General features: G+C 45.3%; 23 protein-coding genes. 7 read left to right on the top strand and 16 right to left on the bottom strand.

Going from position 1 to position 25,603, the window contains the following annotated elements; genetic code table 11:
- Positions 1-56: 56 nt before the first annotated feature.
- Positions 57-1,262: a cystathionine beta-lyase gene (locus tag AND4_RS05060; RefSeq protein ID WP_009841834.1), complete on the bottom strand. Its 1,206-nt coding sequence runs from the start codon at positions 1,260-1,262 to the stop codon at positions 57-59.
- A 182-nt stretch (positions 1,263-1,444) separates the two neighbouring features.
- Positions 1,445-2,899, bottom strand: a complete 1,455-nt coding sequence (gene cls / locus AND4_RS05055; RefSeq protein WP_009841833.1) for a cardiolipin synthase — start codon at positions 2,897-2,899, stop codon at positions 1,445-1,447.
- A 430-nt stretch (positions 2,900-3,329) separates the two neighbouring features.
- On the opposite strand from cls, the gene AND4_RS05050 reads away from it, so the two are divergent.
- The 3 genes from AND4_RS05050 (at position 3,330) to AND4_RS05040 (ending at position 6,618) form a co-directional block, all read left to right on the top strand.
- Positions 3,330-4,700: a sodium-dependent transporter gene (locus tag AND4_RS05050; protein ID WP_043991488.1), complete on the top strand. Its 1,371-nt coding sequence runs from the start codon at positions 3,330-3,332 to the stop codon at positions 4,698-4,700.
- Between the two features lie 261 nt (positions 4,701-4,961).
- Positions 4,962-5,654 carry a TIGR01621 family pseudouridine synthase gene (locus AND4_RS05045; protein ID WP_009841831.1) on the top strand — a complete coding sequence of 231 codons (693 nt, stop codon included), beginning with the start codon at positions 4,962-4,964 and terminating at the stop codon, positions 5,652-5,654.
- A gap of 31 nt (positions 5,655-5,685) precedes the next feature.
- On the top strand, positions 5,686-6,618 hold the full coding sequence (locus tag AND4_RS05040) for a class I SAM-dependent methyltransferase (protein WP_009841830.1): 933 nt from the start codon (positions 5,686-5,688) through the stop codon (positions 6,616-6,618).
- 286 nt (positions 6,619-6,904) lie between these two features.
- Here AND4_RS05040 and AND4_RS05035 read toward each other — a convergent pair whose 3' ends face one another.
- The 6 genes from AND4_RS05035 to AND4_RS05010 form a co-directional block, all read right to left on the bottom strand.
- Positions 6,905-7,384 carry a glycine zipper 2TM domain-containing protein gene (locus AND4_RS05035; protein WP_043991462.1) on the bottom strand — a complete coding sequence of 160 codons (480 nt, stop codon included), beginning with the start codon at positions 7,382-7,384 and terminating at the stop codon, positions 6,905-6,907.
- 90 nt (positions 7,385-7,474) lie between these two features.
- Positions 7,475-8,086, bottom strand: a complete 612-nt coding sequence (locus AND4_RS05030; protein ID WP_009841828.1) for a CDP-alcohol phosphatidyltransferase family protein — start codon at positions 8,084-8,086, stop codon at positions 7,475-7,477.
- Positions 8,079-8,726 carry an ATP-binding cassette domain-containing protein gene (locus AND4_RS05025; protein WP_009841827.1) on the bottom strand — a complete coding sequence of 216 codons (648 nt, stop codon included), beginning with the start codon at positions 8,724-8,726 and terminating at the stop codon, positions 8,079-8,081. The genes AND4_RS05030 and AND4_RS05025 overlap by 8 nt, the downstream gene beginning before the upstream one ends.
- Positions 8,692-10,401: a thiamine ABC transporter permease gene (locus AND4_RS05020; protein ID WP_043991461.1), complete on the bottom strand. Its 1,710-nt coding sequence runs from the start codon at positions 10,399-10,401 to the stop codon at positions 8,692-8,694. The genes AND4_RS05025 and AND4_RS05020 overlap by 35 nt, the downstream gene beginning before the upstream one ends.
- A gap of 9 nt (positions 10,402-10,410) precedes the next feature.
- The gene (locus AND4_RS05015; RefSeq protein WP_043991460.1) at positions 10,411-11,568 is read right to left on the bottom strand and encodes an ABC transporter substrate-binding protein; all 1,158 of its coding nucleotides are present in this window, start codon (positions 11,566-11,568) and stop codon (positions 10,411-10,413) included.
- 668 nt (positions 11,569-12,236) lie between these two features.
- A complete protein-coding gene (locus AND4_RS05010; RefSeq protein WP_009841824.1) occupies positions 12,237-12,680 on the bottom strand; it encodes an META domain-containing protein in 444 nt (147 codons plus the stop codon).
- 214 nt (positions 12,681-12,894) lie between these two features.
- Between AND4_RS05010 and AND4_RS05005 the strand changes: the two genes are divergently transcribed.
- Complete coding sequence (locus AND4_RS05005; RefSeq protein ID WP_009841823.1) at positions 12,895-13,143, top strand: DUF1289 domain-containing protein; 249 nt, start codon at positions 12,895-12,897, stop codon at positions 13,141-13,143.
- A 122-nt stretch (positions 13,144-13,265) separates the two neighbouring features.
- On the opposite strand, the gene AND4_RS05000 is transcribed toward AND4_RS05005, so the two are convergent.
- The 7 genes from AND4_RS05000 to AND4_RS04970 all read right to left on the bottom strand — a co-directional run bounded on the left by AND4_RS05000 (position 13,266) and on the right by AND4_RS04970 (position 21,142).
- Positions 13,266-13,487 (bottom strand): hypothetical protein, encoded by a 222-nt coding sequence (locus AND4_RS05000; RefSeq protein ID WP_009841822.1) that lies wholly within the window; start codon positions 13,485-13,487, stop codon positions 13,266-13,268.
- Between the two features lie 368 nt (positions 13,488-13,855).
- A complete protein-coding gene (gene ushA, locus AND4_RS04995; RefSeq protein ID WP_009841821.1) occupies positions 13,856-15,550 on the bottom strand; it encodes a bifunctional UDP-sugar hydrolase/5'-nucleotidase UshA in 1,695 nt (564 codons plus the stop codon).
- Positions 15,551-16,283: 733 nt separating this feature from the next.
- Positions 16,284-16,562: a 50S ribosomal protein L25 gene (gene rplY / locus AND4_RS04990; RefSeq protein ID WP_009841820.1), complete on the bottom strand. Its 279-nt coding sequence runs from the start codon at positions 16,560-16,562 to the stop codon at positions 16,284-16,286.
- A gap of 270 nt (positions 16,563-16,832) precedes the next feature.
- A complete protein-coding gene (locus AND4_RS04985; protein WP_009841819.1) occupies positions 16,833-18,182 on the bottom strand; it encodes an ATP-binding protein in 1,350 nt (449 codons plus the stop codon).
- The gene (locus tag AND4_RS04980) at positions 18,172-18,831 is read right to left on the bottom strand and encodes a response regulator transcription factor (protein WP_009841818.1); all 660 of its coding nucleotides are present in this window, start codon (positions 18,829-18,831) and stop codon (positions 18,172-18,174) included. The genes AND4_RS04985 and AND4_RS04980 overlap by 11 nt, the downstream gene beginning before the upstream one ends.
- 53 nt (positions 18,832-18,884) lie before the next feature.
- The gene (locus AND4_RS04975; protein WP_009841817.1) at positions 18,885-19,313 is read right to left on the bottom strand and encodes a membrane protein; all 429 of its coding nucleotides are present in this window, start codon (positions 19,311-19,313) and stop codon (positions 18,885-18,887) included.
- Between the two features lie 77 nt (positions 19,314-19,390).
- Positions 19,391-21,142 carry a DEAD/DEAH box helicase gene (locus AND4_RS04970; protein WP_009841816.1) on the bottom strand — a complete coding sequence of 584 codons (1,752 nt, stop codon included), beginning with the start codon at positions 21,140-21,142 and terminating at the stop codon, positions 19,391-19,393.
- A 74-nt stretch (positions 21,143-21,216) separates the two neighbouring features.
- Between AND4_RS04970 and rsuA the strand changes: the two genes are divergently transcribed.
- From rsuA to AND4_RS04955, 3 genes are all read left to right on the top strand, one after another.
- The gene (rsuA, locus tag AND4_RS04965) at positions 21,217-21,918 is read left to right on the top strand and encodes a 16S rRNA pseudouridine(516) synthase RsuA (RefSeq protein ID WP_009841815.1); all 702 of its coding nucleotides are present in this window, start codon (positions 21,217-21,219) and stop codon (positions 21,916-21,918) included.
- A gap of 120 nt (positions 21,919-22,038) precedes the next feature.
- Positions 22,039-23,241: a Bcr/CflA family multidrug efflux MFS transporter gene (locus tag AND4_RS04960; protein WP_009841814.1), complete on the top strand. Its 1,203-nt coding sequence runs from the start codon at positions 22,039-22,041 to the stop codon at positions 23,239-23,241.
- Entirely contained in the window at positions 23,241-23,903 is a 663-nt protein-coding gene (locus AND4_RS04955; RefSeq protein WP_009841813.1) for a DUF2913 family protein, read from the top strand. Before AND4_RS04960 ends, AND4_RS04955 begins: the two co-directional genes overlap by 1 nt.
- Before the next feature lie 59 nt (positions 23,904-23,962).
- Here the strand turns inward: AND4_RS04955 and AND4_RS04950 are convergent, their stop codons facing one another.
- Positions 23,963-25,408 carry a DUF2867 domain-containing protein gene (locus tag AND4_RS04950; protein ID WP_009841812.1) on the bottom strand — a complete coding sequence of 482 codons (1,446 nt, stop codon included), beginning with the start codon at positions 25,406-25,408 and terminating at the stop codon, positions 23,963-23,965.
- Between the last annotated feature and the right edge of the window lie 195 nt (positions 25,409-25,603).

Here is a 25,603-nt window from a genome sequence, read left to right as displayed (position 1 = left end):
CGATAAAAGGAGAATAGCCTCGAAATACGAGGCTATTTATTCGATTGTCCAAGCGTTTATAAAGATACTTCTCTCATAAGCACTAGGTCGTTGTATCGTTCGAAACCTGCTTCAAGGTCGGCAATGAGATCTTCCACATTTTCAAGGCCAATGTGCAGACGTACCAACGTACCTTCGAAGTTTGGATTCGCTACTGTGCGCAAATTGTCAAAACTTTTTGGTTCGTTGGCTAAAATCAAACTCTCGAAACCACCCCATGAATACCCCATACTGAAGTGTTGCATGCCATCCAAGAATGCTGTCGTTGCTTTTGTATACGATGTCTTCAAAACGAATGAGAACAGGCCATTACCGCCAGTGAAATCACGCTTAAAAAATTCATGACCCGGACAGCTTTCTAGAGCTGGATGGCGAACGTGATCGACTTCAGGGCGAGTTGCCAACCATTTTGCTATCTTGAGACTATTTTCTGCATGTTGGCGTAGACGCACATCCAGAGTGCGAATACCGCGCAGAGCAAGGTACGCGTCATCAGGAGACACGCATTGACCCATCAGGTAACTTTGCTCACGCAATTGGTCCCAGTATTTCTCACAGGCAACCGCTGTACCCAACATAACATCTGAGTGTCCAACGATGTACTTGGTCGCTGCTTGGATAGAGATATCAACACCATGTTCAAATGGGGAGAAGTTCACGCCAGCAGCCCATGTGTTATCCAACATGACGATGACGTCTTGTTCGTGGGCAATGTTTGCTAGGGTAGGAACATCCATCACTTCCATGGTGATTGAACCAGGAGACTCCAAGAAAAGCACGGTTGTATTCGGCTGAATAAGGTCGCGAATGTCCGCTCCAATCATAGGATCGAAGTAAGTGGTTTCGACGCCCATCTTCTTCATGATGGTGTCACAAAAATCGCGCGTCGGCTCGTAGCAGGTATCGACCATCAAGATATGATCGCCCGTTTTGACAAAAGACAGTATGGCGTTAGAAATCGCAGCTGTGCCACACGGGTAAAGCGCACAGCCAGCGCCGCCTTCTACTTCCACCATAGCGTCTTGAAAGGCGAAGTGTGTATTTGTGCCTCGGCGTCCATAGAAGAGCGTTTTGTTAGCGCGATTGATCGTCGCTTGGTTTTTCTCAGCAACGGTATCGAATACTATGGTAGATGCCCGTTGTACTGGTGGGTTGACCACACCGTTAGTCCATTTCTTGTTGCGACCTGCGGTAACGAGCTTGGTCTTTTTGCCCTCTGACATAAAAGTTCCCTGTCTATAATACGAAATCTTAGTATTTAAAACATGGAGCAAGGGTGGTTTGCAAGGGAAATGAAGTGACTTGTCGGAGCATCACTCGAAAAACGTAGAATAGAGAAGTAAATAAGAAACCGACAGTATGAACCTGCCGGTTAGATAGAGTGTTAGGAACTATAGGTTATTTATTACAGCAACGGATTAAATAAGTAGAACACACGCTCTAATAGGCGAGAAAATATACTGCGCTTCGCCCACTCATTTTTATCGACGGTATGAGACTGCTGGATATAGGTATCTTGCAAATACGCCATCTGCTTGGTGAATGTTTCGTCATCTACTGCAAGTGTTACTTCAAAGTTTAACCATAGGCTTCGCATATCCATATTCACTGTGCCAACTAGACAGAACTGGTCATCAATCACGACTGATTTTGTATGCAGTAAACCGCCATAGAACTCATAGATTTTCACACCAGCGAACATGAGCTCACTGTAGAAAGCACGAGATGCCCACTGTACCATCATAGAATCGTTCTTATGAGGAATGATCAGCTCTACATTCACTCCCCGTTGTGCCGTCATTTTTAAGGTTTCGAGTAGGTCAGTGCTTGGAACAAAGTAAGGAGTCGTAATCCTTACCAAGCGATTCGCTTGGTTGATTGCCAAGGTCAAAACTTGGTAAATTAAGTATTCCGGCATTCCCGGCCCTGACGGCACGACTTGAATTGGATGTTGGTACTTATCGTCGTCGACTTTGCATTCAGGGTGCGTCGGCAGTTGTCTATCGCCCGTTTCGACTTCCCAGTCCCAACAGTGGATCGCACTCAATACGTTTACTGTTGGGCCAGTAATACGCACCATGATATCAATCCACTGTCCAACACCACGGCTTTGTTTAAAGAAAGCAGGGTCAACCAAGTTCATTGAGCCCGTATAGGCGATCTCGTTATCGATGACAATGATTTTTCGGTGTTGGCGCAAGTCCAGCCGGCGCAGGAAGATACGCCACATTTTTACTTCTAATGCTTGCACCACATCGATACCCGCATCTTTCATCATTTTATACCAAGGGCTGCGGAAGAAACGCGGACTGCCAGCAGAGTCGAGAAGCAGTTTTACGTCCACACCACGTTTCGCCGCTTGAATGAGTGCTGAAGCGACAGAGTCGGCTAAGCCGCCGGGGTGCCAAATGTAGAACACCATGCGAATACTGTGTTGTGCTTTTTCAATATCTTCAATGATGGAGTGAAGGATCTCGTCTGGTGATCGCTGAAGAGAAAGAGTGTTACCACTGAGTGCAGGAAGCCCCAAGCGATTGTTACATAACTCGTCAATGCGATAAATATGGCGTCCCATTGCTTCGGGAACATGCGCGTTACAGTCGTTCAACTGAGTGAACCACTGTTGGAAAGGTGTGAACATCAATCTGGCCCTTTCTGCACGTTTTCGACCAAGGTTAAGCTCACCAAACAAGAAATAGCAAGCAATGCCAAGCACAGGCAGAATGTAGATGATCATCAGCCACGCAAGAGAGATGCTAACAGCGCGACGTTTCAAAACGACGCGAATAGTCACACCAGCAACGAGAAACCAGTAAAGCCCAATACCAGCAAGGGTAATAAAATGATAGAACTTGTCCATATAAGTCAAAAGTAATAAATCCAATATGGATATTAAGCGTAAATGCCAGAACGGGGAACTATTTTCATAATCTTACTAGTAAAACAATATTTGTAATATGAGAGCTATTTTATAGTGATGTTTATTTCGTTTCGTCGGTGCAAAGAAAATTGGATGATGTGGTAGATTTTGCACAAAAAAACAGCATATGGAAGGAGTGAAAATATATTTGTGCGGTAAATGTTCTGTACGGGCTTCCAATTTTATATTGAAACTGCTTTACTGACTATACATAGAGCGTCACTTAAACACCTTATAAGTGTATATTCATATTTACACAAACATACTCTCGACGCCTATCCTTTTTGCAAACACAACATTTTGGAGAAAAAGCGTGGCTACAAATACAGCAGCATCACGTGATACGTGGGGGTCTAAACTAGGCTTCGTAATGGCAGCAGCGGGTTCCGCTGTCGGTTTAGGTAATATTTGGAAGTTTCCGTATACAGCTGGTGAGAGCGGCGGTGGTGCGTTCGTCGCTATTTACCTGCTGTTTGTTATTTTTATCGGCTTTAGCGTAATGCTTACGGAGTTTGCTATTGGTCGTAAGACTGGTCTGTCAGCCGTCGGCGCTTTTAAGTCGACTGACCGTCGCTGGGCATTTACTGGTGTTATTGGTGTCCTAAGTGGTTTACTGATCATGGGCTTCTACCCTGTCGTGGGTGGCTGGGCGCTAGCATACATTTTCAAAGTCGGCGGCGGGTTGCTTAGTACTCCTGAAGCCATTGGTGACAGCTTCGGTGGATTCATTTCACATCCGCTTCAACCTCTGATGTGGATGGGCATTTACCTATGCCTTAATATCGTAATCGTAATGAAAGGCATTTCTGGTGGTATTGAGAAAGCGGGTAAAATTCTTATGCCTCTTCTATTCCTTATCCTGATCGTTGTTTCAGTGAAAGGTTTGATGCTACCGGGTGCGATGGCGGGACTTGAATTCCTATTCATGCCAGACTTCTCAAAAGTGGACAGCAATGTAGTGCTGGCGGCGTTGGGGCAGGCATTCTTCTCTTTAAGCCTTGGTATGGGTTGTATGATGACTTACGGCTCTTACTTGAAGAGAAAAGAAAACCTAGTTCAAACCACAGGTTTGGTTACTGCGATGGATACAGGTGTTGCGATTCTAGCGGGTGTCGCCATGTTCCCGGCAATGTTCGCCTTTGGTATGGAGCCCGCAGCTGGCCCTGGTCTTGTATTTGTTGTTGTACCTCAGTTGTTTGCTGAAATGGGCGGCGTAATTGGTTTTCTACTCGCTCTTATGTTTTTCATTGGTCTAACAGTCGCAGCACTGACGTCTTCGGTTTCTCTGCTTGAGGTTGTCGTGTCTTACTTAATCGATGAAAAAGGCTTGAAACGCTCGACAGCAGTAATTTCTTCGAGCTTAGTTATGGCTGTACTATGTGTGATTGCATCACTATCTCTTGGTGGTGTTGGTCCAACTTTATTCGGTACTGGCGCATTCGATATCTTCGATCTATTGACCGATAAGATCTTCCTAGCGGTTGGCGGTATGTTGGTATGTATCTTTGCTGGCTGGCGCTTAAACCGTGCTGATCTTGAGAAAGAAATCACGAACGATGGTAACGTTTCTTTCCCACTATTTGGCCTTTGGTACAACCTAGTTAAATACGTAATCCCTGTTGCTATTGCTATCGTAGCCTTTATGGGTATCAAGTCTGGGTTCGACAGCGGTAAGGGTGAAATCATGCTAGTAGGTATAGGTATTATTGTACTTGCTGGTATTTTCTCTAAGAAGTTGTAAGCGAAACACAGCCGACCTAAATCGGAAGTTGACAAGCGGGAGCCTCTTATAGGCTCCCGCTTTTGTATTCATTATTGATTGGTTGAAAGGCATTACCTATTCTTGGTTAAGGACCACGAGACCTTTAAATTAACGCTTCGTCAGCAAACCAAGTTACTCTTGCTGAGTCAAGCCCCCCGAGGGTACCTGGGTACACATTTAAGTTCGCCTAATCGCTGAGAATCGGTATACTTCTGGCTCTAAACGTGGAGCCCGTTTTTTATGTTCGACATTCTACACACTCAGCCAGATTTTTTGGTCATCAATAAACATCCCAATGTCTCAGTACACAAGGACGATGGCGATACCATGCTGCTGCAAGAAGTAGCAAAACAAAGTGGTGATGAGCAGTTGTATCTTATCCACCGTCTCGACAAAATGACTTCTGGTATTTTGCTTTTGGGCCGCAATGCGAAAGCGGCAAGTGCGTTGTCTCAGGCATTTGCAGACCGTGAAGTAGAGAAGTTCTACCTGGCGATTGGCTCAAAAAAGCCCAAGAAAAAGCAAGGTTTGGTCATCGGTGACATGGAGCGTTCTCGTCGTTCCTCGTGGAAACTGGTTAACAGCAAAACGAATCCAGCGATTACTCAATTCTTCTCGCTCGCTGCAGAGTCGGGAGAGCGTCTGTTTTTATGCAAGCCGCACACTGGCAAAACCCACCAAATTCGCGTGGCATTAAAATCAGTGGGGTCAGGTATTGTTGGCGATCACATTTACAATGCAGGTAATGACGCTGACCGTGGTTACTTACATGCATTTTCATTGTGTTTCCCGTATCAAGGTGAAACACATCGCTTTGTTTGCGATCCACGTACACATAAGGCGCTGGGCATTAAATGGCACAAAGAAATCGTATCTCAAGGTGTCGATACTTGGCTTTCTCCGTGGGAACTTAACTGGCCTACGATCAAATAACCATCACAAAGAAAACGAATAAGAGAATTCGATGCAAGCATCACAACTTCCGCTGTTTTTCCAGCATCTAGAAGCTGAGCTTACGCAAGCTCCAAATGAAATTCGCCGACTGTTTCACGGTCGGGGCCGTCGATTTGAAGGTTTAGAGCAAATCACCTGTGATTGGTTACAAGGTCAGTTGATCATTAACCTATTTAAAGAGGTGGATGAGGCGTTTCTCGGCGGGTTAAAGGCAGGATTGAACGCGCTCTCTGAGTCTGCTCTGTGGACAGAGAAACAAGGTCGTACTATCGTGATTCAGCACCGTTACGCTGACGGCGCACCTTCTGAAATTCTATTGGGTGAGTTAGATGCTCGACCTGTGGTTGAAGAAAGTGGTTTGACGTATCAGTTAGACATTGGTCGTAACCAGAACTTCGGTCTATTCCTTGATATGCGCTATGGTCGCGACTGGGTACGTGAAAACGCGAAGCACAAAAACGTACTTAACCTGTTTGCTTACACGTGTGGCTTTTCTGTGGCAGCAATTGCTGGTGGTGCGGATAAAGTGGTTAACGTCGACATGGCTAGGGCATCACTGGCTAAAGGTCGTGAAAACCATAAGTTGAATGGCCATAATATCAACCAAGTCAGTTTTATGGGGCACGATATTTTTAAGTCGTGGGGCAAGATTAAGAAAGCGGGCCAGTACGATATGATCATCATTGATCCGCCGTCATTCCAGAAAGGCAGCTTTGCACTCACCAAAGATTACAAAAAGATTCTTCGCCGTTTGCCAGATTTATTGGCAGAGGGTGGTCAGGTGTTAGCGTGTGTTAACTCGCCATCAGTGACCAGCGATTTCTTAATTGAAAGCATGAGGGAAGAAGCGCCTGAGCTGACATTCCGTGAGCGTTTAGATAACCCACCAGAGTTTATGGATGTCGATAGCGAAGCTGCGCTGAAGGTTTTGCTGTTTAGTTGAGGTTATCAACGATCACAGGTGTAAAAGTTTTTGCCTAGCTTACTCTAGCAAACACGCGAAGAACCATGGAAAGATCGGGCGATATTGTTCCACTTAGAAAGTGAATTACGCAACAAAGCCCAAACTTGATACAAAAAGGAACGCGCAAGCCTGTGAGTAAGTGACGAGTGCTTGCGCGGATCAGCAACTTTAGACTATATATACCCAAGTCATTCTCGCTGAACCAAGCATCTCGAGGTTACTTGGGTATAAAGCAGACCAATGGAACGGACGAATAGTGCTCAAATCAGCGAGGAACAACTCTTGCGTCACTACCAGACATGTTGACTTGGACGGCTTGCCCTGGCTGGAAAATCATATTTGGATTTGCTTCTTGAACGACAGAAATGATCTTTCCACTCTCTAGGCGAATGGTCAGGTTTACACCGTTTTTTTTCGCAGTTGCTTCAGCGGCTTTACTACCAGCATAACCACCTAGCAAACCACCACCAATAGCGGCGATATCCGAACCAGAACCACCTCCAACTTTCGACCCTAAAATACCACCCACGGCGGCACCTGCAATTGTGCCGATGGCGTTGGATTGAGTAGAGGCATCGATGGTGACTGGTGCAACTTTTTCTACGGTTCCGTAGTAAACCTGCTGAACTTTACGAGTGTCTGTCGAGCCGTATGCATCTCCGTACGGGTTAGGTGAGCTACAGCCACCAAGCAAAACCGCACAAGAAATTGTGAGTGGTATGCCCAGCTTGAAGTATTTTTTCATATAGCCTCCGAATGGTTTCTCCATACAAAGAGTATATACCTCTATTTCGCATGTGCCTTGATGCTTTAAGAAACTGTGGCCTGTGATGGGCTAGTTGCCTTTGAGTGTATGAAACCCAAAATAAATACGCGTAAATGTGGTAAACCAGCATGCCGCACCAAAGATATACGCAATCACGGTAAAATGCTGTGGGAACAAACAGAACAATACGAAGCAACCTATGGTCTCTGTACCTTCTGTTAGACCGCTCATATAGTAAAGTGACTTGTGCTTGTAAACCGGATTGTCGATACCACGTTTACTTGCCATGATCGCAAATGCTAAGAAGCTGCTCCCTGTGCCAATAAATGAGAAGATCAAGAACGCGCCTGCGATGGCATTTTGATCTGGGTTTGCCAACACAAATCCAAACGGAATTAGTGAGTAGAACAGGAAATCCAAGCTGATATCGAGAAACCCTCCTGCATCGGTAATACCTTGAATTCTGGCCAATGCGCCATCTAATCCGTCACAAATTCGATTCAGCAGGATAAATACTAATGCTAGTTCGTATTGTTCTGCTAACAGTGCGGGTAGGGCAAGACAGCCGAGGGCAAAACCGAACAGCGTGGTTTGGTTGGCCGTTACGCCACACTTATCAATCAGCTTTGCGCTTCGTGTTAGTGGCCATTTAATGATTTTGATGCTCAAACTATCAAGCATGACTTGCCTCCCACGGCCAGTTTAGGCAGCGGCTGCCCTCAGGAATATCTTCCTCATCGTGCGTCACCATTAACGCAGGGATATTGGCATGTTGAAGCTGCTCTACTACCCAGTTACGAAATTGTGCGCGTAAATCCTTATCCAGCTTGCTGAAAGGCTCATCAAGTAGGGCAAGCTTCGGTTTGGCCAGTAGCATACGAGTCAGAGCGATGCGCGCACGCTGACCCCCTGAAATTTGGTCAGGGAAAGAGTCCGCAAGTTTGGTGAGTGAAATATGTTTCAAAGCCTGCATCGCGTGCTCTTTACGCTTAGTCCCTTTGATTGGATCTGGCAGCGCAAAGGCGAGATTTTCCCAAACGGTGAGATGGGGGAAGAGTAAGTCATCTTGGAAAAGAATACCGACTCGGCGTTTGTGCGCAGGTAAGGCATCCAGCTTTTCACTGTCGAGCGTGATGGAGCCTGTATAGGCAAACTCAGAAGATAAGTGACCAGCAATAGCATCCAATAAGGTGGATTTACCGCAACCACTTGGGCCCATCAGGGTAACAATTTCACCTTTTTCTACTGTCATATTGAACGCGGAGAAAAGTGTGTCGCCATTGGTTTTAAGGATGGCGAGGTTTTCGAGACAAAGACTCATTCGGTAGTAAACCTTTTATAGACAGCCTGCGATACTTAACGTGTAAACGGCTAAGTAAAATCGCAAAAGAGAAGAACATTAACGGCAATAGCGCTTGCCAGATTGCGTAGATCGCGGTGACACGGCGATCAAATCCACTTGATAGCGCGACCGCTTCTGTTGTTATCGTGCTGATGCGGCCAGCACCTAACACCAGTGTTGGTAGATATTGCGATAAGCTTACACTGATGCCAACCGCCCAAGCGAAAGCAATAGCAGGCAGGATAATCGGTAGCTTCACTTTTAGCCATGCCCGCATTGGTGATTTACCAAGGCTTAAGGCAACGCGAGTTAACCCATTATCGAAGCTACGCCATGGACCATCCAAAGACAGATAAACAAGCGGGAAAGCGAAGAAGACATGCGCCCAACATACCCAGAAGAAGTACGCGTTGCTGCCGAGATACAGCGTGACAACCTGCATGCCAAATAACACGGAGAGTTGAGGGATCAACATTGGCACGGCTATGATGTACCCCGGCACCTGCCAGCGGTAACGCAGTCGGTATTCATGAGCAATCAGCGCTAGAACAAGAGCGATAGATGCACTGATCATAGCGATGAGCATGCTCTGCCCTAATGTGCCAAGAATGTTTTGCCATTCGTATTCCCAAAAACGCAGACTATAGCGGCTTGGCAACAAATCAGGGAAGCGCCAACGATGCGCAAAGCTCCATATCACCATCAGCGGTACCATCAACATTGCCAGGAGGGCAACCAAGGAGAAAAGCATTTTTCCGGGCAGACAGACACCACTGCGACCAGAGTATTGCCAACGTTTAAAGCCCTTGGTAATGAACCACTCCACTAGCCGAGCAAAACCAATCAAGACACTTGCAATCGCAAACAATACCACGGCGCCTGCCGCCGCTCTCGGTAATAGTGATAAATCTGGATCATTGAACCACTGCCATACCAATACCGCAAAGGTTGGTGGGTTGGTTGGACCGATAATCAACGCGACATCAACTACGGACAAGCCATACGCGAGTACGGCCAACATTGGGAAGCGCAGTTTTGCTAACCACTGCGGAAACACGCATTTCCACCACGCTTGTGCTGAGCTATATCCCATCGCATGGCTGACTTTTTCAATTTTCTCGATTTTCAATTGCCGAAGAATTGGGATGCTCATCAATAGTAGGAATGGGACTTCTTTGATGGCAAGCATGATGATCAAACCCAACGCGTGTGGGTCTTTGATCAGCAGTGCTAAGTCATCGACTGTTTGTGCATTTGGGTTGTAATCGAACACTTGGTTAAGCACTCGAACGCCCATACCTGTAGGCGCGAATAGGAAAGCAAAACCAATAGCAAACGCCACATGTGGCATGGCGAGAAGTGGAGAAAGACTTATCTCAATTTTACGCCAGAATTGACTCCCCCAAGAAGCCTGTAGAATCGCAAACGTCATCAAACAGGCAAGATAGCTACTGAAAATAGCGGAATAGAAAGTCAGACCAATGGATGTCGACACGCCATGCCAATCAAAGACAGCATTGAAGCCATCCATTGAGAAGTGATGAAGGCCTATCGGGGGGACATAACCAAGCGCAGAAATCACCACCCCGAGTAGCCCCGGTATGGTTGGTAATATACAGACGATGATAATGACGAGATACAGCGCTCTTAACATGGGTTTATATTAATTCCCGTAACGTTTCAACCAGGCTTTTTCTAGCGCGGTTTGCCAGCTTGGGTGTGGTTCACTAATCGATTTAAATTGCTGCGTATTCTTCGCTGTGCCAGTGAGGTATTGGCTGTCTAACACCGAAGGATCACCCCAAGTATTAATGTCACCTTTACGAGACTGCGCTTCAGGGCTTAATAAAAAGTTTATAACAACTTGTGCGCCTGCATTGGCATTTGCGTTCCAAGGAATGGCAAGAAAGTGAATGTTAGACAGTGCGCCAGCATCCATCGCGTACGCTTTAGTGCTTTCTGCAAGATTTCCGCTCGATTGTGCGGAGAAAACCGCGTTTGGGTTGAAGGTCACCGCTAGGTCAATTTGACCATCATCCAACAGTTGAATGGACTCGGCAGTTCCACCTGGAAATTGCTTACCACCACGCCATGCGACTTTGTGGAATTCATCTAGGTATGCCCATAGTGGCTGTGTTAAGGCTTCAAATGATTCTTCTGCCACTGGCTTTTTCAGTGCAGGATCATTATGACTCAACTCAATCAGCAAAGATTTCATGAAGCTGGTGCCATGAAACTCGGGCGGGCGAGGGTAAGTCAGACGGTTTGGAAACGCTTTAGCGTAACTCAGCATTTCGGCATAAGATCGCGGAGGATTATCCAGCTTTTCTCCATCGTGAATAAATACCAGTTGGCCTACCCCCCATGGTGCTTCTAGGCCTTCGGTTGCTTCTGAGAAGTCGACGTCAACAGGTAGGGTTTTATCTACGTACTGCCAATTTGGCAGGCCTTCAACAAAAGGACCAAATAGCAACTGGTTGTCTTTCATTGATTTGAAGTTTTCACCGTTGATCCAAACCATATCAACACTGCCGCCGCTATTTTTGCCTGCGGCTTTTTCTGCAATGAGGCGAGTAGTGGTTTCAGAAATATCTGTGACTTTGACGTGATTAAGGGTCACGTTGTAGCGAGATTTAAGCTCTTTGCGTGCCCAATGAAGATAATGGTTGATCTGTTGGCTGCCACCCCAAGCATGAAAATAAACGGTTTGACCGTCAGCTTGTTGTTCGATTTTTTTCCATTCTTCCGAATGAGGAGCGGCAAAAGAGGAGGTGGCAAAAGTGGTGGCTAAAATACCAATGGTGCTAACTAGCTTTTTCATACGTAATCCGTGTTTATTTATCTTGGTTTTCATTTTGGCGCTCTGTATGCCATGCGTTGAAAATTGTTTGTTGTTGATTCTTAATTTAAAACTGCTAAACCTTGAAATCGCTTCCGCGCCTACAAACCAAGTTATTCTTGCTGAACCCGACATCTCAAGGTTACTTGGGTTATATGGGTATAAACAACGCCGAGCTCTGTTTCTTCTGAGGGATAGTAATCTATATTACTGAATTATCAATAAAATAATTGGCGATAGATTTAATGAATTTCTTTCCTTGGGAGATTATAACAATACGCATCAGTTTTTGGCCTCAAAAGACACCTATTGACGGATAAAGTGTGAACAACTCATAGAAATGAACAGTAGCTCTCGATAAATCGCATATTTTTAATATCGCAACTAAATAGACCTGACTGTTGGATGAATTATTTCATGTGATGACTTTTTTATGGTGAATTTCTTCGTGGTGAGCTTTGGAGCTGGAGAACGCACAATGGCGGCGGACGAACGACAAGCGGAGAGGTTCGGTACTTCCAAAAGCAACTGGGTAGCTTTGGGGAGAGTTGTATAGTTTGATGAGGGAAATCTAAAACAAAAAAGCAGCCCTTGGCTGCTTTTAAAAAGGTAATCCTGCAAAGATTATCGTCTCAGAGACGAAAGTAGGATTAGTTTACCCAGTCACGCAATTCGAATGTTAGTTCGTGATTCGTGTTCTTCAGTACTAGGCCTTTATTCGTCAAAGTAATGTCGTTCCAATCAGACAGGGATTCAGACATGACTTTTTCAATCTTCATTTGGTCTTCCATACACATCTTCATGGTCATACCCATTTTTTCGATGCGTAGTTGGTTGTCTTTCAGTTCTGCTTGACCGAAGAAATTGTTGCAACCAGCGTTACCATTTGCGGTTAGGTTTTCACCAATCTCTAGGCGAGGTGTATGACGTTCCTCTGCAGCGATGTTCTTGCCATCGATTTGAACCAACTGCCAATTGTGGTGTTGTAGATCTTGAGCCGTAATTTGTTTCACATTGTCACCGTTGCTAGCGCATGCAGTCATTAGAACTGGAAGTGAGATTGCTGCTACTAACGTTTTTAGGCTAAGCTTCATTTTATAGACTCCGTTTTTATAAACGAGATAAGTATAGGTAATAAAACACTGTTTTTGTCAAAATACAGTTATGGTTTCGTTGTTTTTAAACACGGCGTATTTTAAAATTAAATGCCAGTCTTGGCATTTAATTTTAATGAAAACTTAGAGTTATTACGTTTTTTTATGATAAATGTCATGGGCTGAAATAAGTGAGTAGAAGAACGGGTTGAGCATGGAGCAATTGGAGTTTTTTACCGTCCCAAGTCCTTGTGTTGGAGTCTGTACCTCTGACGACAAAGGTTATTGCAAGGGATGCATGCGTAAAAGAGAAGAGCGGTTTAATTGGCTGAGTTTCACTCCTGCGCAACAGCTACATGTGATTAAGTTGTGTCGTCAACGATACAGAAGAAAGGTATTGGCGGGGAAGGGGAAAGAAGATTTGCCTCAAGATGACGCTTCTCCGCAACAAGATTTGTTTTAGGTCATTGGGTTTACTTCCATCGTTATCTACTTGTAAGACTCCCGGCACAGTTTGACGCGCTTCTCCAATTTTGCCGGGAAATTCCTATCCATTTTCTTGCCCAACAATCGGAGCGCTCGGTGCTATTTTAATGACCATTGATCGCTTACCCAACCTCCAGCTTGTTCGTCGAAGTGACTGCCTGCGAAACGATGGTTTTGTTCTACTTCTAATTTGCTAGTGGGCAATTCATCCATCAGTTGATGTATGTATCTTGCCATTGGATCATTACACGCTTCACGTTCTTTACGGGTGACCACTTCTTTAATTATCTGCAGTCTATAGCTATTGCTGGCTCGTTTCATTTTTGACCTCCAGAACTCGATGGCAGCAGTTTGAGTACATTGGCTTGTAAACTCTGCTCGTTAGTGGGAGCGGAGAAACCCATCGCTTTCGTTTGAAGTCTGAGAGACGAATTGTATGAGAGCAGTGTTTTTACGCCATTTGTGTCTTTGTCAAAAGCACTCCACTCAGATTATTTTTACTCAGTGAATTGGGCTGCTTTTCTGACAGACACTATCAACCATAGAAGTCTGGTGTGGGGGCGTCAATGAAATAATTGAGTGTTTTTTGAACAATTTATTCAGAAGTTGAGTTATCAGAGATTTAGCCAAAAAAACTGGAGCTACTTGGGCTCCAGTTGATCTCAGGTTCAGTCTGTCAGGGCTTGTACTTACTCCGCTGCAATTTCACAGCCAAGCGGGCTGTCTGAATTAGTGTAAACGATTTCGCCTTGAGGCTGGTAATTGTTTACTTGTACTGTGCCCAGCGTTTCCAAATAGCTGTACATTACTTCTGCATCAACATTACCGGTGTTAATTACATTTAGCACTGGGTAACCGTCTCCGCCTGCTGCGTTGAAACTTGGCACCGTAAACCTGTAAGTGGCTGCTATGTCGAAATCTTTACCATTGATCTTACTGATTTCAACTTGCTTGGCAGTGCAGTCAACAGTCATATCGAGACCTGCTATCTGTGCGTATGCACCGGAACCACGTTGCATTGTAGCGACTACATTCAAGTATTCGACTACTTGAGCCCCCGTCATTGAGGCTAAGGTGACCGTGTTACCAAATGGCTGAACGGTGAGTACATGTCGGTAAGCAATTTCAGGGCCGTCAATTGAAGCACGAACCCCGCCTGAGTTCATCACAGCAAAATCTGCATTTTGGTTTTCCTGATGAGCGGTTGCAATCAGACGACCTAAGTTAGTCTGTTGATAGCGTACAACAGCACGGTCGCCCTCTAACTTACCGTCAGAAGTAGCAATGACCTTATCTAACTCTGCTTGTCCTTTATCCTGGAAGTATTGCAGACGTCCTTGAAGTGCGAGATCTGGCTGGATTTCAGTGCCAATGAACTCTAGTTCACCTGCTTCGTTTTTACGTTTTAGGTTAACCGGGACCAACTCATAACCCGCGAGGTGAAGTTTGCCGTCATAATATTCGAAGTCAGCTTTACCAACGTATTTACCCCATTCATGTGCTTGCATGATGTAAGTACCGTTTTGTTGATCTGGTTTACAGTCATCACCTGGTTTGAAATCTGCGTACCCAGAGCCATTTGGCTCCATACACACTGGATTTTGAGAGTGTCCACCAAAGATAGCAGCTAGTTGCCCGTGTTCGACAGCTTTAGCCATTGCGACATCCCCTGGGGCATTTGAACCATGCTGACCATTTTCGTAGTGGCCCATATGTGTTGTGGCGAAAATGAAATCGATAGGGTCGTCTTTGTAAGTTTCTTTGATTTCCGCAATGACCTTCGGCATTTCTTCCGTAGGCTTGGTGAATGTTAGCTCAGAGATAAACTCGGGGTTACCAATTTTGGCTGTATCTTCCGTTGTCATACCAACCACAGCAACACGAAGGTCTCCAAGCTCAAAAATTTCATAAGGCTTAAAGTAGCGATCGCCGTTTTTATCGTAAATGTTGGCAGCAAGCATAGGGAAATTGGCCCAAACACGCTGCTTTTCCAGAATGCTAAGAGGGTTATCAAACTCGTGGTTACCAACTGCCATTGCATCGTAGCCAATATCACTCATTCCCAAGAAGTCCGGCTCAGCATCTTGCAGATCAGACTCAGGAATACCAGTATTGATGTCACCACCAGAGAGAAGCAGAGATGAGCCGCCGTTTGCTGCGATGTCTTGGCGCATTTTATCAATCAGTGTTTTACGTGCAGCCATACCATACTCGCCATCTTTATTGTGCCAGAAGCGACCATGATTATCATTGGTATGTAGAATGGTGAACTTAGTGCATGAGTCTGCGGTGTCACAAGTTACCGGAGAGCTGTCGCTGTCTGAGCCACATCCTGCGAGCGCTGCGCCGACTGAAAGTACCAAAAGGGATTTGTAAAACGTCATAAGGGATCCTTTCTCTGTGATTTTGCTTTTATTACGGCGTGCAATATACGGAATTGGTGTGAAACTTTAGTGATCCATATCTTATTTACAATTCTATCGAATACTTGAGTTGGTAGGGCTGCTAGGGATGTCGATAAATAAACAGAAATCGTATTTAGGCATCGGGTTTTAGGTTGGGTGTTAATGTTTGTGATTAAATTAACTGAATATATTTCGAGGTTATGAACCAATTAGGGCTTGTGGTGGGAAATGAAGCGATATTTGGTGGTTATTTTATCAATGGCGTGGTTTTTCAACTGATTAGAAACAAATTGTTATAGTTTTTAATACGGAAAGCTAGGGGGAAGACGATCAAAAAACAATTGCACCGAGGCAAGAAACCGATTGCTCTTGTTGAGTGCTATCGAGTCTGCGCTGTGTTTTTTACAATGCTCTTACTGTGACTATCGCTGTGGGTAAAAGTTCGCCGAATTACTTTAACCATTGACATAGAAAGTGGATGAGGGCTTGTTGCTGAGTACTGGCTGAACAGGTTATCTATCACGAAGAATAGAGAGAGGATAAATAGAAGGGGATACCTTATCTTTTATTTCGTTTTTTGCCCTTTAAATAGTAAAACCCCGGAGCTGGTAAGTCTCCGGGGTTTTGAAATTTTTTAGATATCACGGTTGGTAAGGCCGATCATCTTTATGCAAAAGGTTTGGATTTTATCCGTTAATTCCTTGGTAGGGAATTAGATACGGATGAAGTCCATGTGCTCAACTTTTGGCTTGAACGCGTGACGTTGAACGTCTTGAGGCTTAACTTTAACTTCAGCGCCGTCAATCACTAGAACGATAGCTTCGTAAAACTCAGGCTTGTCCATTTGGTTAACGATATCGTTGTGGTCAAGAACGATAGCCACTGCTTCAGCTTCACCGCCGTATACAACTGCAGGGAATTTGCCAGCGTGACGTAGGCGGCGGCTCGCACCTTTACCTACTTCAGTACGTACTACTGCTTCGAATTTCATAGTATTTACTCTCAAATTAGTAAAAATAAAACTTCACAGACACAACGCGACCTTGTGTCTGTGGTAAAGCTTGATACAGGAACTGTTCAAGCGAGCGCGGATACTATCACTCGGCACCTCATTCAGCAACAAAAATTGTACCTAAATGACCAAAAATTCAAGCATTCACCTATAATACCAACCTCATTAAGTCAGTGCCCAGTATTAGCGCAGGAAAAACATTTGAGAGCACGGCTAAAATTTTAGGTAAGTCGTGATTAATGTAGGAAACTAAGAGCGACCTTTTTGCAGAATTAAGGTGGCTTTTAAACCGCCCATTTTACTCTCTGATAGTTCAAGCTGGCCGCGGTAACTGTGCGCCATTTCACTGACAATGTTTAAACCTAAACCAGAACCTGGCGTTGTTTCATCGAGTCGGTAACCACGCTTTATCACTTTGCATAACTGCTCGGCAGGAATACCGGGCCCGTTGTCCTCGACTATGATATGGATATTGTCTTTTTCTAGCGTTGAATGAACACGGATAATGCTGTTTGTCCACTTGTAGCCATTCTCAAGTAAGTTACCCAGCATCTCGTCAAGGTCGGTTTTTTCAACGGCAACGGTCAACTCAGTATCAAGCTCGTTTATCAATGTGATATCACGATGCGCGTACACTTTGTCAAACGCCATTGAGATGGCATCAACACGTTCCGAAGGGTTTGATTTTACGGAAAGGATATTCATTGAACCGGCCATACGAGCACGGCCTAAGTGGTAATCAATGTGTTGTTGGATCTGGGTGATTGGCGCGTTCAAGCGTTTTTGCTCTTCTGGCACCAAGTCTTGCACTTCGTTTTTTAAAACCGAAAGTGGTGTCTTCAGTGCGTGAGATAGATTACCTGCATGATTACGTGCTCGTTCAAGCAGTTCTTGATAGTGGAAAAGCAGCGCATTTAGGTCGGAAATCAAAGGCGATATTTCTTTAGGGTAGTCTTCTTCCAACCCTTTCTTATTGCCTGATTTGAGCTCTGCCAATTCTTTTTGCAGTTTGGTCAGTGGGCTTAATGACCAGGCAATTTGCAGTAAGATAACCGCAAGAACACCAGCAAATAGCAATCCTAAAATGATCCAAATTTGCCCAGTTAAGGACTGAATCGTGTCTTCTATTGGGTTTTGATCGATACCAATAATGACATCGATAGAGCCATCATAATCAGGTAGATAGAGCTTTTTCTTTAGCGTAATGAGTTTTTCATCTCGAGCACCAAAAGCATCTTTATTTAACCCTTTGAATTCAATTTTTTTATCCCAGAGAGAACGCGAACGTTCTAAACTCGTTTTTGTTGAAGCACTCCAGTACAGGCCGCTGTATGGGCGGTTGAATCTCGGGTCTGAAAGGTGAGTTAAGAGACTCAGACGCCCTTTGCTATCGACTTCGAGTTGGGCTGCAATCTCGTCCATATAGACATTGAGTTGGGAGCGAGTGTCATCCACCATATATCGGTAGACTTGGGTTGGGATGGTTATGCCCGCCGCGAGAATCATCGCCGTAAGCCAAACGACTGCCGCAAGTACCAAGCGGCTTTTTATGCTAAGCCGCTTAAGAATGTTTATAGAAAGCCTGTTGTTATTCGGCATTCAATTGATATCCCAGTCCACGCACCGTCTTGATGATTTTCGGTGCGATTTTCTTACGAATACGACCGATGAACACTTCGATGGTGTTCGAGTCACGGTCGAAATCTTGCTTGTAGACGTGCTCAACCAACTCGGTACGAGAGATGACTTTTTCTGGGTTATGTACGAAGTAAGCTACAACTTTGTATTCTAATGCAGTTAAGCTTACGGCTTGGCCTTGCCACAGAACTTTTGATGAGCGTGTATCTAGGCTCAAATCGCCAATCTGCATTACAGGAGAGGGGTTGCCTGAAGCGCGACGTAACTGAGCACGAAGACGTGCTGTTAGTTCAACCATTTCGAACGGTTTTGTGAGGTAATCGTCGGCACCTGCATTTAACCCTTCGACACGTTGAGAAAGGGTGTCACGGGCACTTAAAATAACAACGGGTGTATTAATGTTTTCGTCTCTAATACCTCTTAGGACGGTTAAGCCATCGAGTTTGGGCAAACCCAGATCGAGTACAATCGCATCCCACTCTTCTGAAGTTGCGCGGTAAAGTGCGTCGATGCCATCTTGAGAAAGTTCGGGCACCCAGCCGTTGTTTTCCAACGTTGCTAATATCTGTTCGCCTAGGCGAGGTTCATCTTCGACAACAAGTATTTTCATATTCTTTCTTCTTATTGTGTTTCACGTTTTTGAGTGTTCGGTGTTTTGATTGATTATTTTGGCTTGAGTGCTTTATTGAAGTTTCGTCCTTTTATCTCGAGCATTTCAAGCGTAGCGGCGTCGTATTCCACCTTTATCACACTGTTGCTGAACAAGATCTTAAGCTCGTAAACCCATTCGTCGTCGTCTTCCTCAAGCTCCACTTTAATAATCCGGCCGTAAAGATCACTTTCGACTGCTTCATACATATCAGAGAAAGGGCGTATGTAGCCTTTCTGAACTGCACGATAGACTTTATCCTGATCCTCATCGAACTCAACGCTTGTCCCCGGCTTCTCAACGTCACGAACGATAGCGTGACCATCTTTATCGTCATCATGGTCTTTGTAAGCGTGCTGGTCAGCAAAGCTTGATGCAGACAATAAAAATGGAACCAACCCAAGCAGTATGAAAAGTTTGCGTGGAGTAAAGGAAATAGACATAGCAAAGCCTTTTTCAATGAATTAGAGCAATTATATCGTGATGTACATGAACAGGAAGTGAATTAATCAATATTCGCTTATCTCAATTCGTCGTCGAAGATTTTATCGCGTAACTTCCAAAACCGCCCCGACTTGCGAGCGATAACGAACTGCGGCAGGCGAAAACGGTGTTGATTCGCGACGACTTTTGTTGGTGATGCGTGATCAAAGGGACGATGTTTGTCTGCGAGGTGAGGGCGGACAAACTGGTCTTTGAATATCTGTTTTTGTTTCTTGGTATTCAGCGACCAGAACTCGTGAACTAGCGCATTACCCTCTCCTTGATAGGTTTCTCCGGAATACGTTACTTTCAATTGTGATTTGCCATCACTGGACTTAAAGACCGACAAGTCCATCTCAGTACATTCAAAGATGAGCGCATCTTTCAGATTTAATGCCTCTTTGAGCTTTTTATCTGGGTCGACGAGAGTGGCATCACACTCGTGGCAAATCCGCGCTGCGATGTCATTATCCGCCCCACACTCACCGCAGTACTTTGCTCTAAAGCGGTAACCACAATGCTCACGCTCACCAGTTTCACCGTCTTCAAAATACCCTTGGCAACGGCGACCAAAGTGCTCTAATAAAAAACCATTATTGTCTAACTTTCCCCAAAAATTATTGTTGAACCCACATGCAGGGCAAGGAATGGTAATGATCTCGCTGGTGGAGTCTGGCTTTGGATCGCCAACTTCTGGTTGATACAAGTCGTAGCTGTTACCAGCGTAATCTAGAACTAAGCATTCTGATTTACCTTCTGAGAGGCGCAAACCACGACCGACGATCTGTTGGTATAGACTGACAGATTCAGTAGGGCGGAGAATCGCAATTAAATCCACATGTGGAGCGTCGAAGCCTGTGGTGAGAACGGACACATTCACCAAATATTTTATCTTACGATTCTTAAACGATTGAATGATCGCATCGCGCTCAAGTGTTGGCGTATCACCGATTACAATGGCGGTTTCCCCCTCGGGTAGCAGGCCATAAATTTCTTGTGCATGACGAACGGTGGCGGCAAATATCATCACACCTTTACGTTCTTTTGCGTATTGGATGATTTGTTCAACGATCTGTGGCGTCGCGCGCTTGGCTTTGTCTATCACCATGTCCATTTCTGCTTCTTTGTATCTGCCTGTGTTGGCAGGCTTTAGCTGGGAGAAGTCATAAGACAAGACTGGGGCATCCATCATGCGAGCAGGTGTTAAGAATTGCTCATCAAGTAAGTAACGAATCGGGAGTTCGAAGATGCAGTCGCGGAAAAAGCGAGACTCCTCGGTGCGCACCTGTCCACGGGTGTGATACTGATAAATCCATCCCATACCTAATCGGTATGGTGTGGCAGTTAATCCCAACACTTTTATTCCTGGGTTTAGCTCTCTTAGGTGCGTGATGACTTTTTGATAGCTGCTGGTTTTTTCATCAGGGACTCGATGGCATTCATCAATGACCAGCAATGAAAACTGATTTTTAAAGGATTCCAGATTGCGTACCACAGATTGCACTGATGCAAACACCACTTGCTGGTTGGTTTCTTTGCGTCCAAGCCCGGCAGAAAAAATGGCGCCTTGCAAACCATAACCTTCGTATTTAGCGTGGTTCTGTTCCACCAGTTCTTTTACGTGAGCAAGCACAAGCACACGTCCTTTGGCAAGTCTTGCTAGCTCTGCGATGACCAGGCTTTTACCCGCACCAGTTGGCAGCACAATGACCGCGGGTGTCGTGTGTTGACGAAAATAGTGTATCACCGCTTTTACAGAGTCGGCTTGGTATGGTCGAAGGGTAAACATGAAAATCAGTGAAATTGCTCAACTATTCGAATTAGGAACGCTATAATACCCGACCTTAAACAGTAGAGGTATTCATGCGTTTAGATAAATATTTGTGTGATGGACTGGGTGCGACTCGCAAACAGGCAACGAAGATCATCAAAAGTGGCGATGTAACCGTGGATGGTGAGGTTCAAAAGAGTGGATCATTCAAGGTACCAGAAGCTGGTGTGGTTGAGTGGGAAGGCCGTCTAGTTGGTGCTCCTGGCCCTCGTTATATCATGTTGTACAAGCCAGCAGACTTTGTGTGTTCGCATGAAGATGGACATAACCCAACGGCGTTTGTCTTACTCGATGAACCAAAGGTAGAAAAACTGCACTTTGCTGGTCGTTTAGATGTCGATACGACGGGGCTTGTATTAATTACAGACGATGGTCAATGGTCTCACCGTATTACGTCACCAAAACACAAATGTGAGAAGACATACCGAGTATGGCTAGCTGATGCGATTCAACCTGATTACATTGAGAAGTTTGCTGAAGGTATTGAACTGCGTAATGAAAGTGGACCAACATTGCCTGCGCATCTTGAAATCGTCAACGAGGCAGAAAACGAGGTGCTGCTGACGATTGTGGAAGGCAAATATCATCAAGTGAAAAGAATGTTTGCAGCGCTTGGCAATAAGGTGGAATATCTTCACCGCGAGCGTATTGGGTCCATTGTACTCGATGAAGCGCTTGAGCCGGGCGATTACCGTTTCCTGACAGAAGAAGAAGTTGAATCTGTTGTTAAGTAGTTCAGCCTATTTCGGTATTCTGTTACCCATAACGCGACGATTTCAGGGCTAGAGAAGCGTCAATCATTTACCTCAATCAATGTGGAATCTTGATGGGAGGGTTTAACAAGAGGTAAGGCAATGGCAGAAAAAGCCCAAGGAACTCCCCAGTCACAAATCAGTTTTTTATTGTTCCTCGTACTCGGTGCCATTGGTGCATTGACCCCACTTGCTATCGATATGTATTTACCTGCTATGCCAACCATAGCCAAAGATCTTGGCGTAAACGCAGGTGCGGTACAAATCACGTTAACTGCCTACACGGCGGGCTTTGCAATCGGCCAGCTTATTCATGGTCCGCTAGCCGACAGTTATGGTCGCCGACCTGTGCTTATTTTAGGTGTGTTCTTTTTTGCTCTGGCGGCGGTCGTCAGTGCAACCACAACCGGTATTGACGCGCTGACTTATGTACGTGCTGCGCAAGGTTTTGCAGGGGCCGCCGCGGCAGTTATTATCCAGGCGATCGTACGTGACATGTTTGAACGTGAAGATTTTGCGCGTGCAATGTCATTCGTGACCTTGGTAATGACGATGGCCCCCCTAGTTGCGCCGATGATCGGTGGCCATTTAGCAATTTGGTTCGGTTGGCGTTCCATCTTTTGGGTACTCGCTATTTTCGCTGTTGTAGTGATTTTGCTTGTTCTGCGAATTATTCCAGAAACGTTGAAACCGGAAAATCGCCAGCCACTGAGGTTCAGAACCACAATTGCCAACTATGCGCGTTTGTGTTCTAACCCTGAAGCGTTAGGTTTAATACTCTCAGGTGCCTTTTCGTTCTCGGGGATGTTTGCATTTCTTACCGCGGGCTCGTTTGTTTATATCGACCTATACGGTGTTCGACCAGATCAGTTCGGATACCTATTTGGTTTGAATATTGTTGCGATGATCATTATGACGACTCTGAATGGCCGCATGGTAAAAAAGGTCGGCTCGCACTTCATGCTGCGTTTTGGCTTATCCCTGCAGTTGTTTGCGGGTATCGGTCTGTTTGTCGGCTGGCTTCTCGATCTCGGTTTGTGGGGTATAGTCCCTTTCGTTGTGTTATTTATCGGTACCTTGTCTACGATTGGTAGTAATTCAATGGCATTGTTGCTGAGTGGTTACCCAACCATGGCGGGTACTGCCTCCTCACTGGCGGGTACATTGCGTTTTGGTTTAGGCTCACTGATTGGTGCTATCGTTGCTTTAATGCCAGGTACGGTTGCATGGCCGATGATCATCGTTATGTTTGCTTGTTCAGTGCTGTCTGCACTGCTTTATTGGACTTTAGGAAGAAAGGCGTAATGTCGAATTACACCCAAGAAATTCAAAATTTAGTTAACGCAGCTTTAGCTGAGTTAGACCAAGAACATCGTTCAGGTAAATTGGCTAATGCCCCCGTTGCGAACAACCACTATCTGGTGCGCTGGGTCACAAAGGCACTTAAATCGCAACGCTTTGGCCGCGCAGTGGGTGATGACTTAACGCGTTGGCAGAAAGCTGGCCGTTCGAAAGGCAATGACGCGGGTTTGCTGTTCCTTTTTAAACGCATATCCGCTTTCTACGGGCAGTTTTTCTCACGAGGCGAAGAAGCGAAAGTAATCAAAGATTCTGACATTGAGGCGTTTCTTGATGCGATGGAGCGAGCGGACTGGGAAGTGTCTACATCCGAGCAATTAGTTGGTTTTGGCAAGATTCAAATTTTCACTGAAGGCCAAAATTCATTGGCTCTGTGTGCTGACCAATGTGAAAGCTGCTTTGATGGAGAGCTATTGGTAAAACCGATGAGCTGGTTTGTTCGTGGAAACCACGCGGAGTTTGTTGAGAAAGCATCGCAAGCTGGCTTTATGGTTCATAAGGTTACGGACTACAAATCGAAGGTCAAATACCACGGTGAGTACCTGATCTTCCCTGCCAATGAGGGCAATCAATTAGCAGAGATTCCACTGTCGTTTAAAGCAGACTAGGGAATCATTTCTCCGCATTGAATGAAAGCGTACGCATTCACGTGTGTACGCTTTTTTGTTTAGTCTTGTTTGTCCTCCTGATCTTCAGCTTCTGTCGCAATGGCCTTGACCATGCCTTTGAAGATAAACAGGTGCGCCGGCATCATGACAAACCAGTAGAGTAAGCCGAGAAAACCTTGTGGATGCCACCACGCGGTGATATCGAACTCCCGCTCCTCACCATCGTCTTTAATCGTCAGCTCCAAACGACCAAGCCCAGGCCCTTTCATACCAAAAAATAGGGAGAGGAACTGGTTTTCTTCACAGCGAATGACTTTCCATGAATCAATAAAATCGCCCACTTTAAGTTCTGGACCAGGAGGGGAAATTCGATTCGGCTTCCCGCCACCAAAAAAGATATCCAGCCACTCTCGGGTGCGCCAAAGAATGTTGGCATAATAATAACCTTTTTCTTGGCTACCAATCTTTTGCGCGACTTTCCAAAGAGATGTGGCAGAAGCTTGTGTTTTAATACTTGCTCCAGCCCGTTTTGGGTAATATCCGTAACCCGGCTGCCAACGTTTGAGTGCGGCAGGCTCGAATCCCCAAACGTTACTGCGTACAAACGTTCCCTCTGTTGCTATGGTGTCGGCGATGGACTGCTCGTAACCAATGAGCGCTTGCGGGAATCGCTCGTTAATTGCATTGGTATCGGCAACGTAATCGTGTTCTAAACCAGCAAGGAGCGCTTTCCCAATATTAGTGGGAACCGACGTCACGATCGCCAACCAGTACGATGCCATTTTTGGGGTGAGTAGTGGTGTTGACCAAAGTCGATAGGGTTTCTTAGTTATCTTACAAATGACTTCAAATTGCTCGCGGTAACTTAATGTATCAGGGCCACCAACCTCGTAGATTTGATTTTCTGTAGGGAGTGTTTCTGCTAATTCTAGTAAGTAGTGATTGAGGTTGGGAAGGGCAATCGGGTTGGCTTTAGAGTCCACCCATTTAGGCGCTATCAAAATAGGGAGATTGTAGACGAAGTCACGCATAATTTCGAAAGCGGCAGATCCAGGGCCTATAATCACACCAGCCCTAAGCTCGGTAACAGGCACACCCGCTTGACGAATTATATTACCCGTCTCTTTACGTGCTGCTAAGTGTTGGGAGTTGCCAGTTTGAGGCTGAATTGCACTTAAGTAAATCACATGTTGAACGTGACTCTTCTCAAGCGCCTGTTTGAAGTTCTCGGCGAGGTTTAACTCATACTCGACAAAGTCGTGGCCTTGCGCCATACCGTGCACAAGGAAGAACACCAAATCAAAATCCTTGACCACGTTGAGCGTTGCTAGTGTATCTGCTAAGTCTAAATACGTTAGGGTGAGATTAGGGTGCGGTTGAGTTCTGGATTCTAGGTAGTCAATATGACGTGCCGCTGCTGTGACTATATAACCTTTGTCCAACAGTTGTGGAAGAAGCTGTGAACCAATGTATCCGGAAGCTCCAAGTACCAACACCTTTTTCATTCTTGACCCTTTTAATTGCTGGTGGATGATTACCGCTGAGTATTATCATGGGACACTTTCCCCCTTCTATCAATAAGTTGTCGACATAACGAGTATGACTTTGTTCTCATAATTGATGACTGATGCCGATAGGTTATTTTTGTAGACAGTTTGGTATTACTCACCCTGCTGGATCATACTCTTTTCCGTTTGCCG

Origin of the sequence: Vibrio sp. AND4 (assembly GCF_000171815.1) — a bacterium.
GTDB lineage: Bacteria > Pseudomonadota > Gammaproteobacteria > Enterobacterales > Vibrionaceae > Vibrio.
This window is presented reverse-complemented; position numbering and strand designations above follow the sequence as displayed.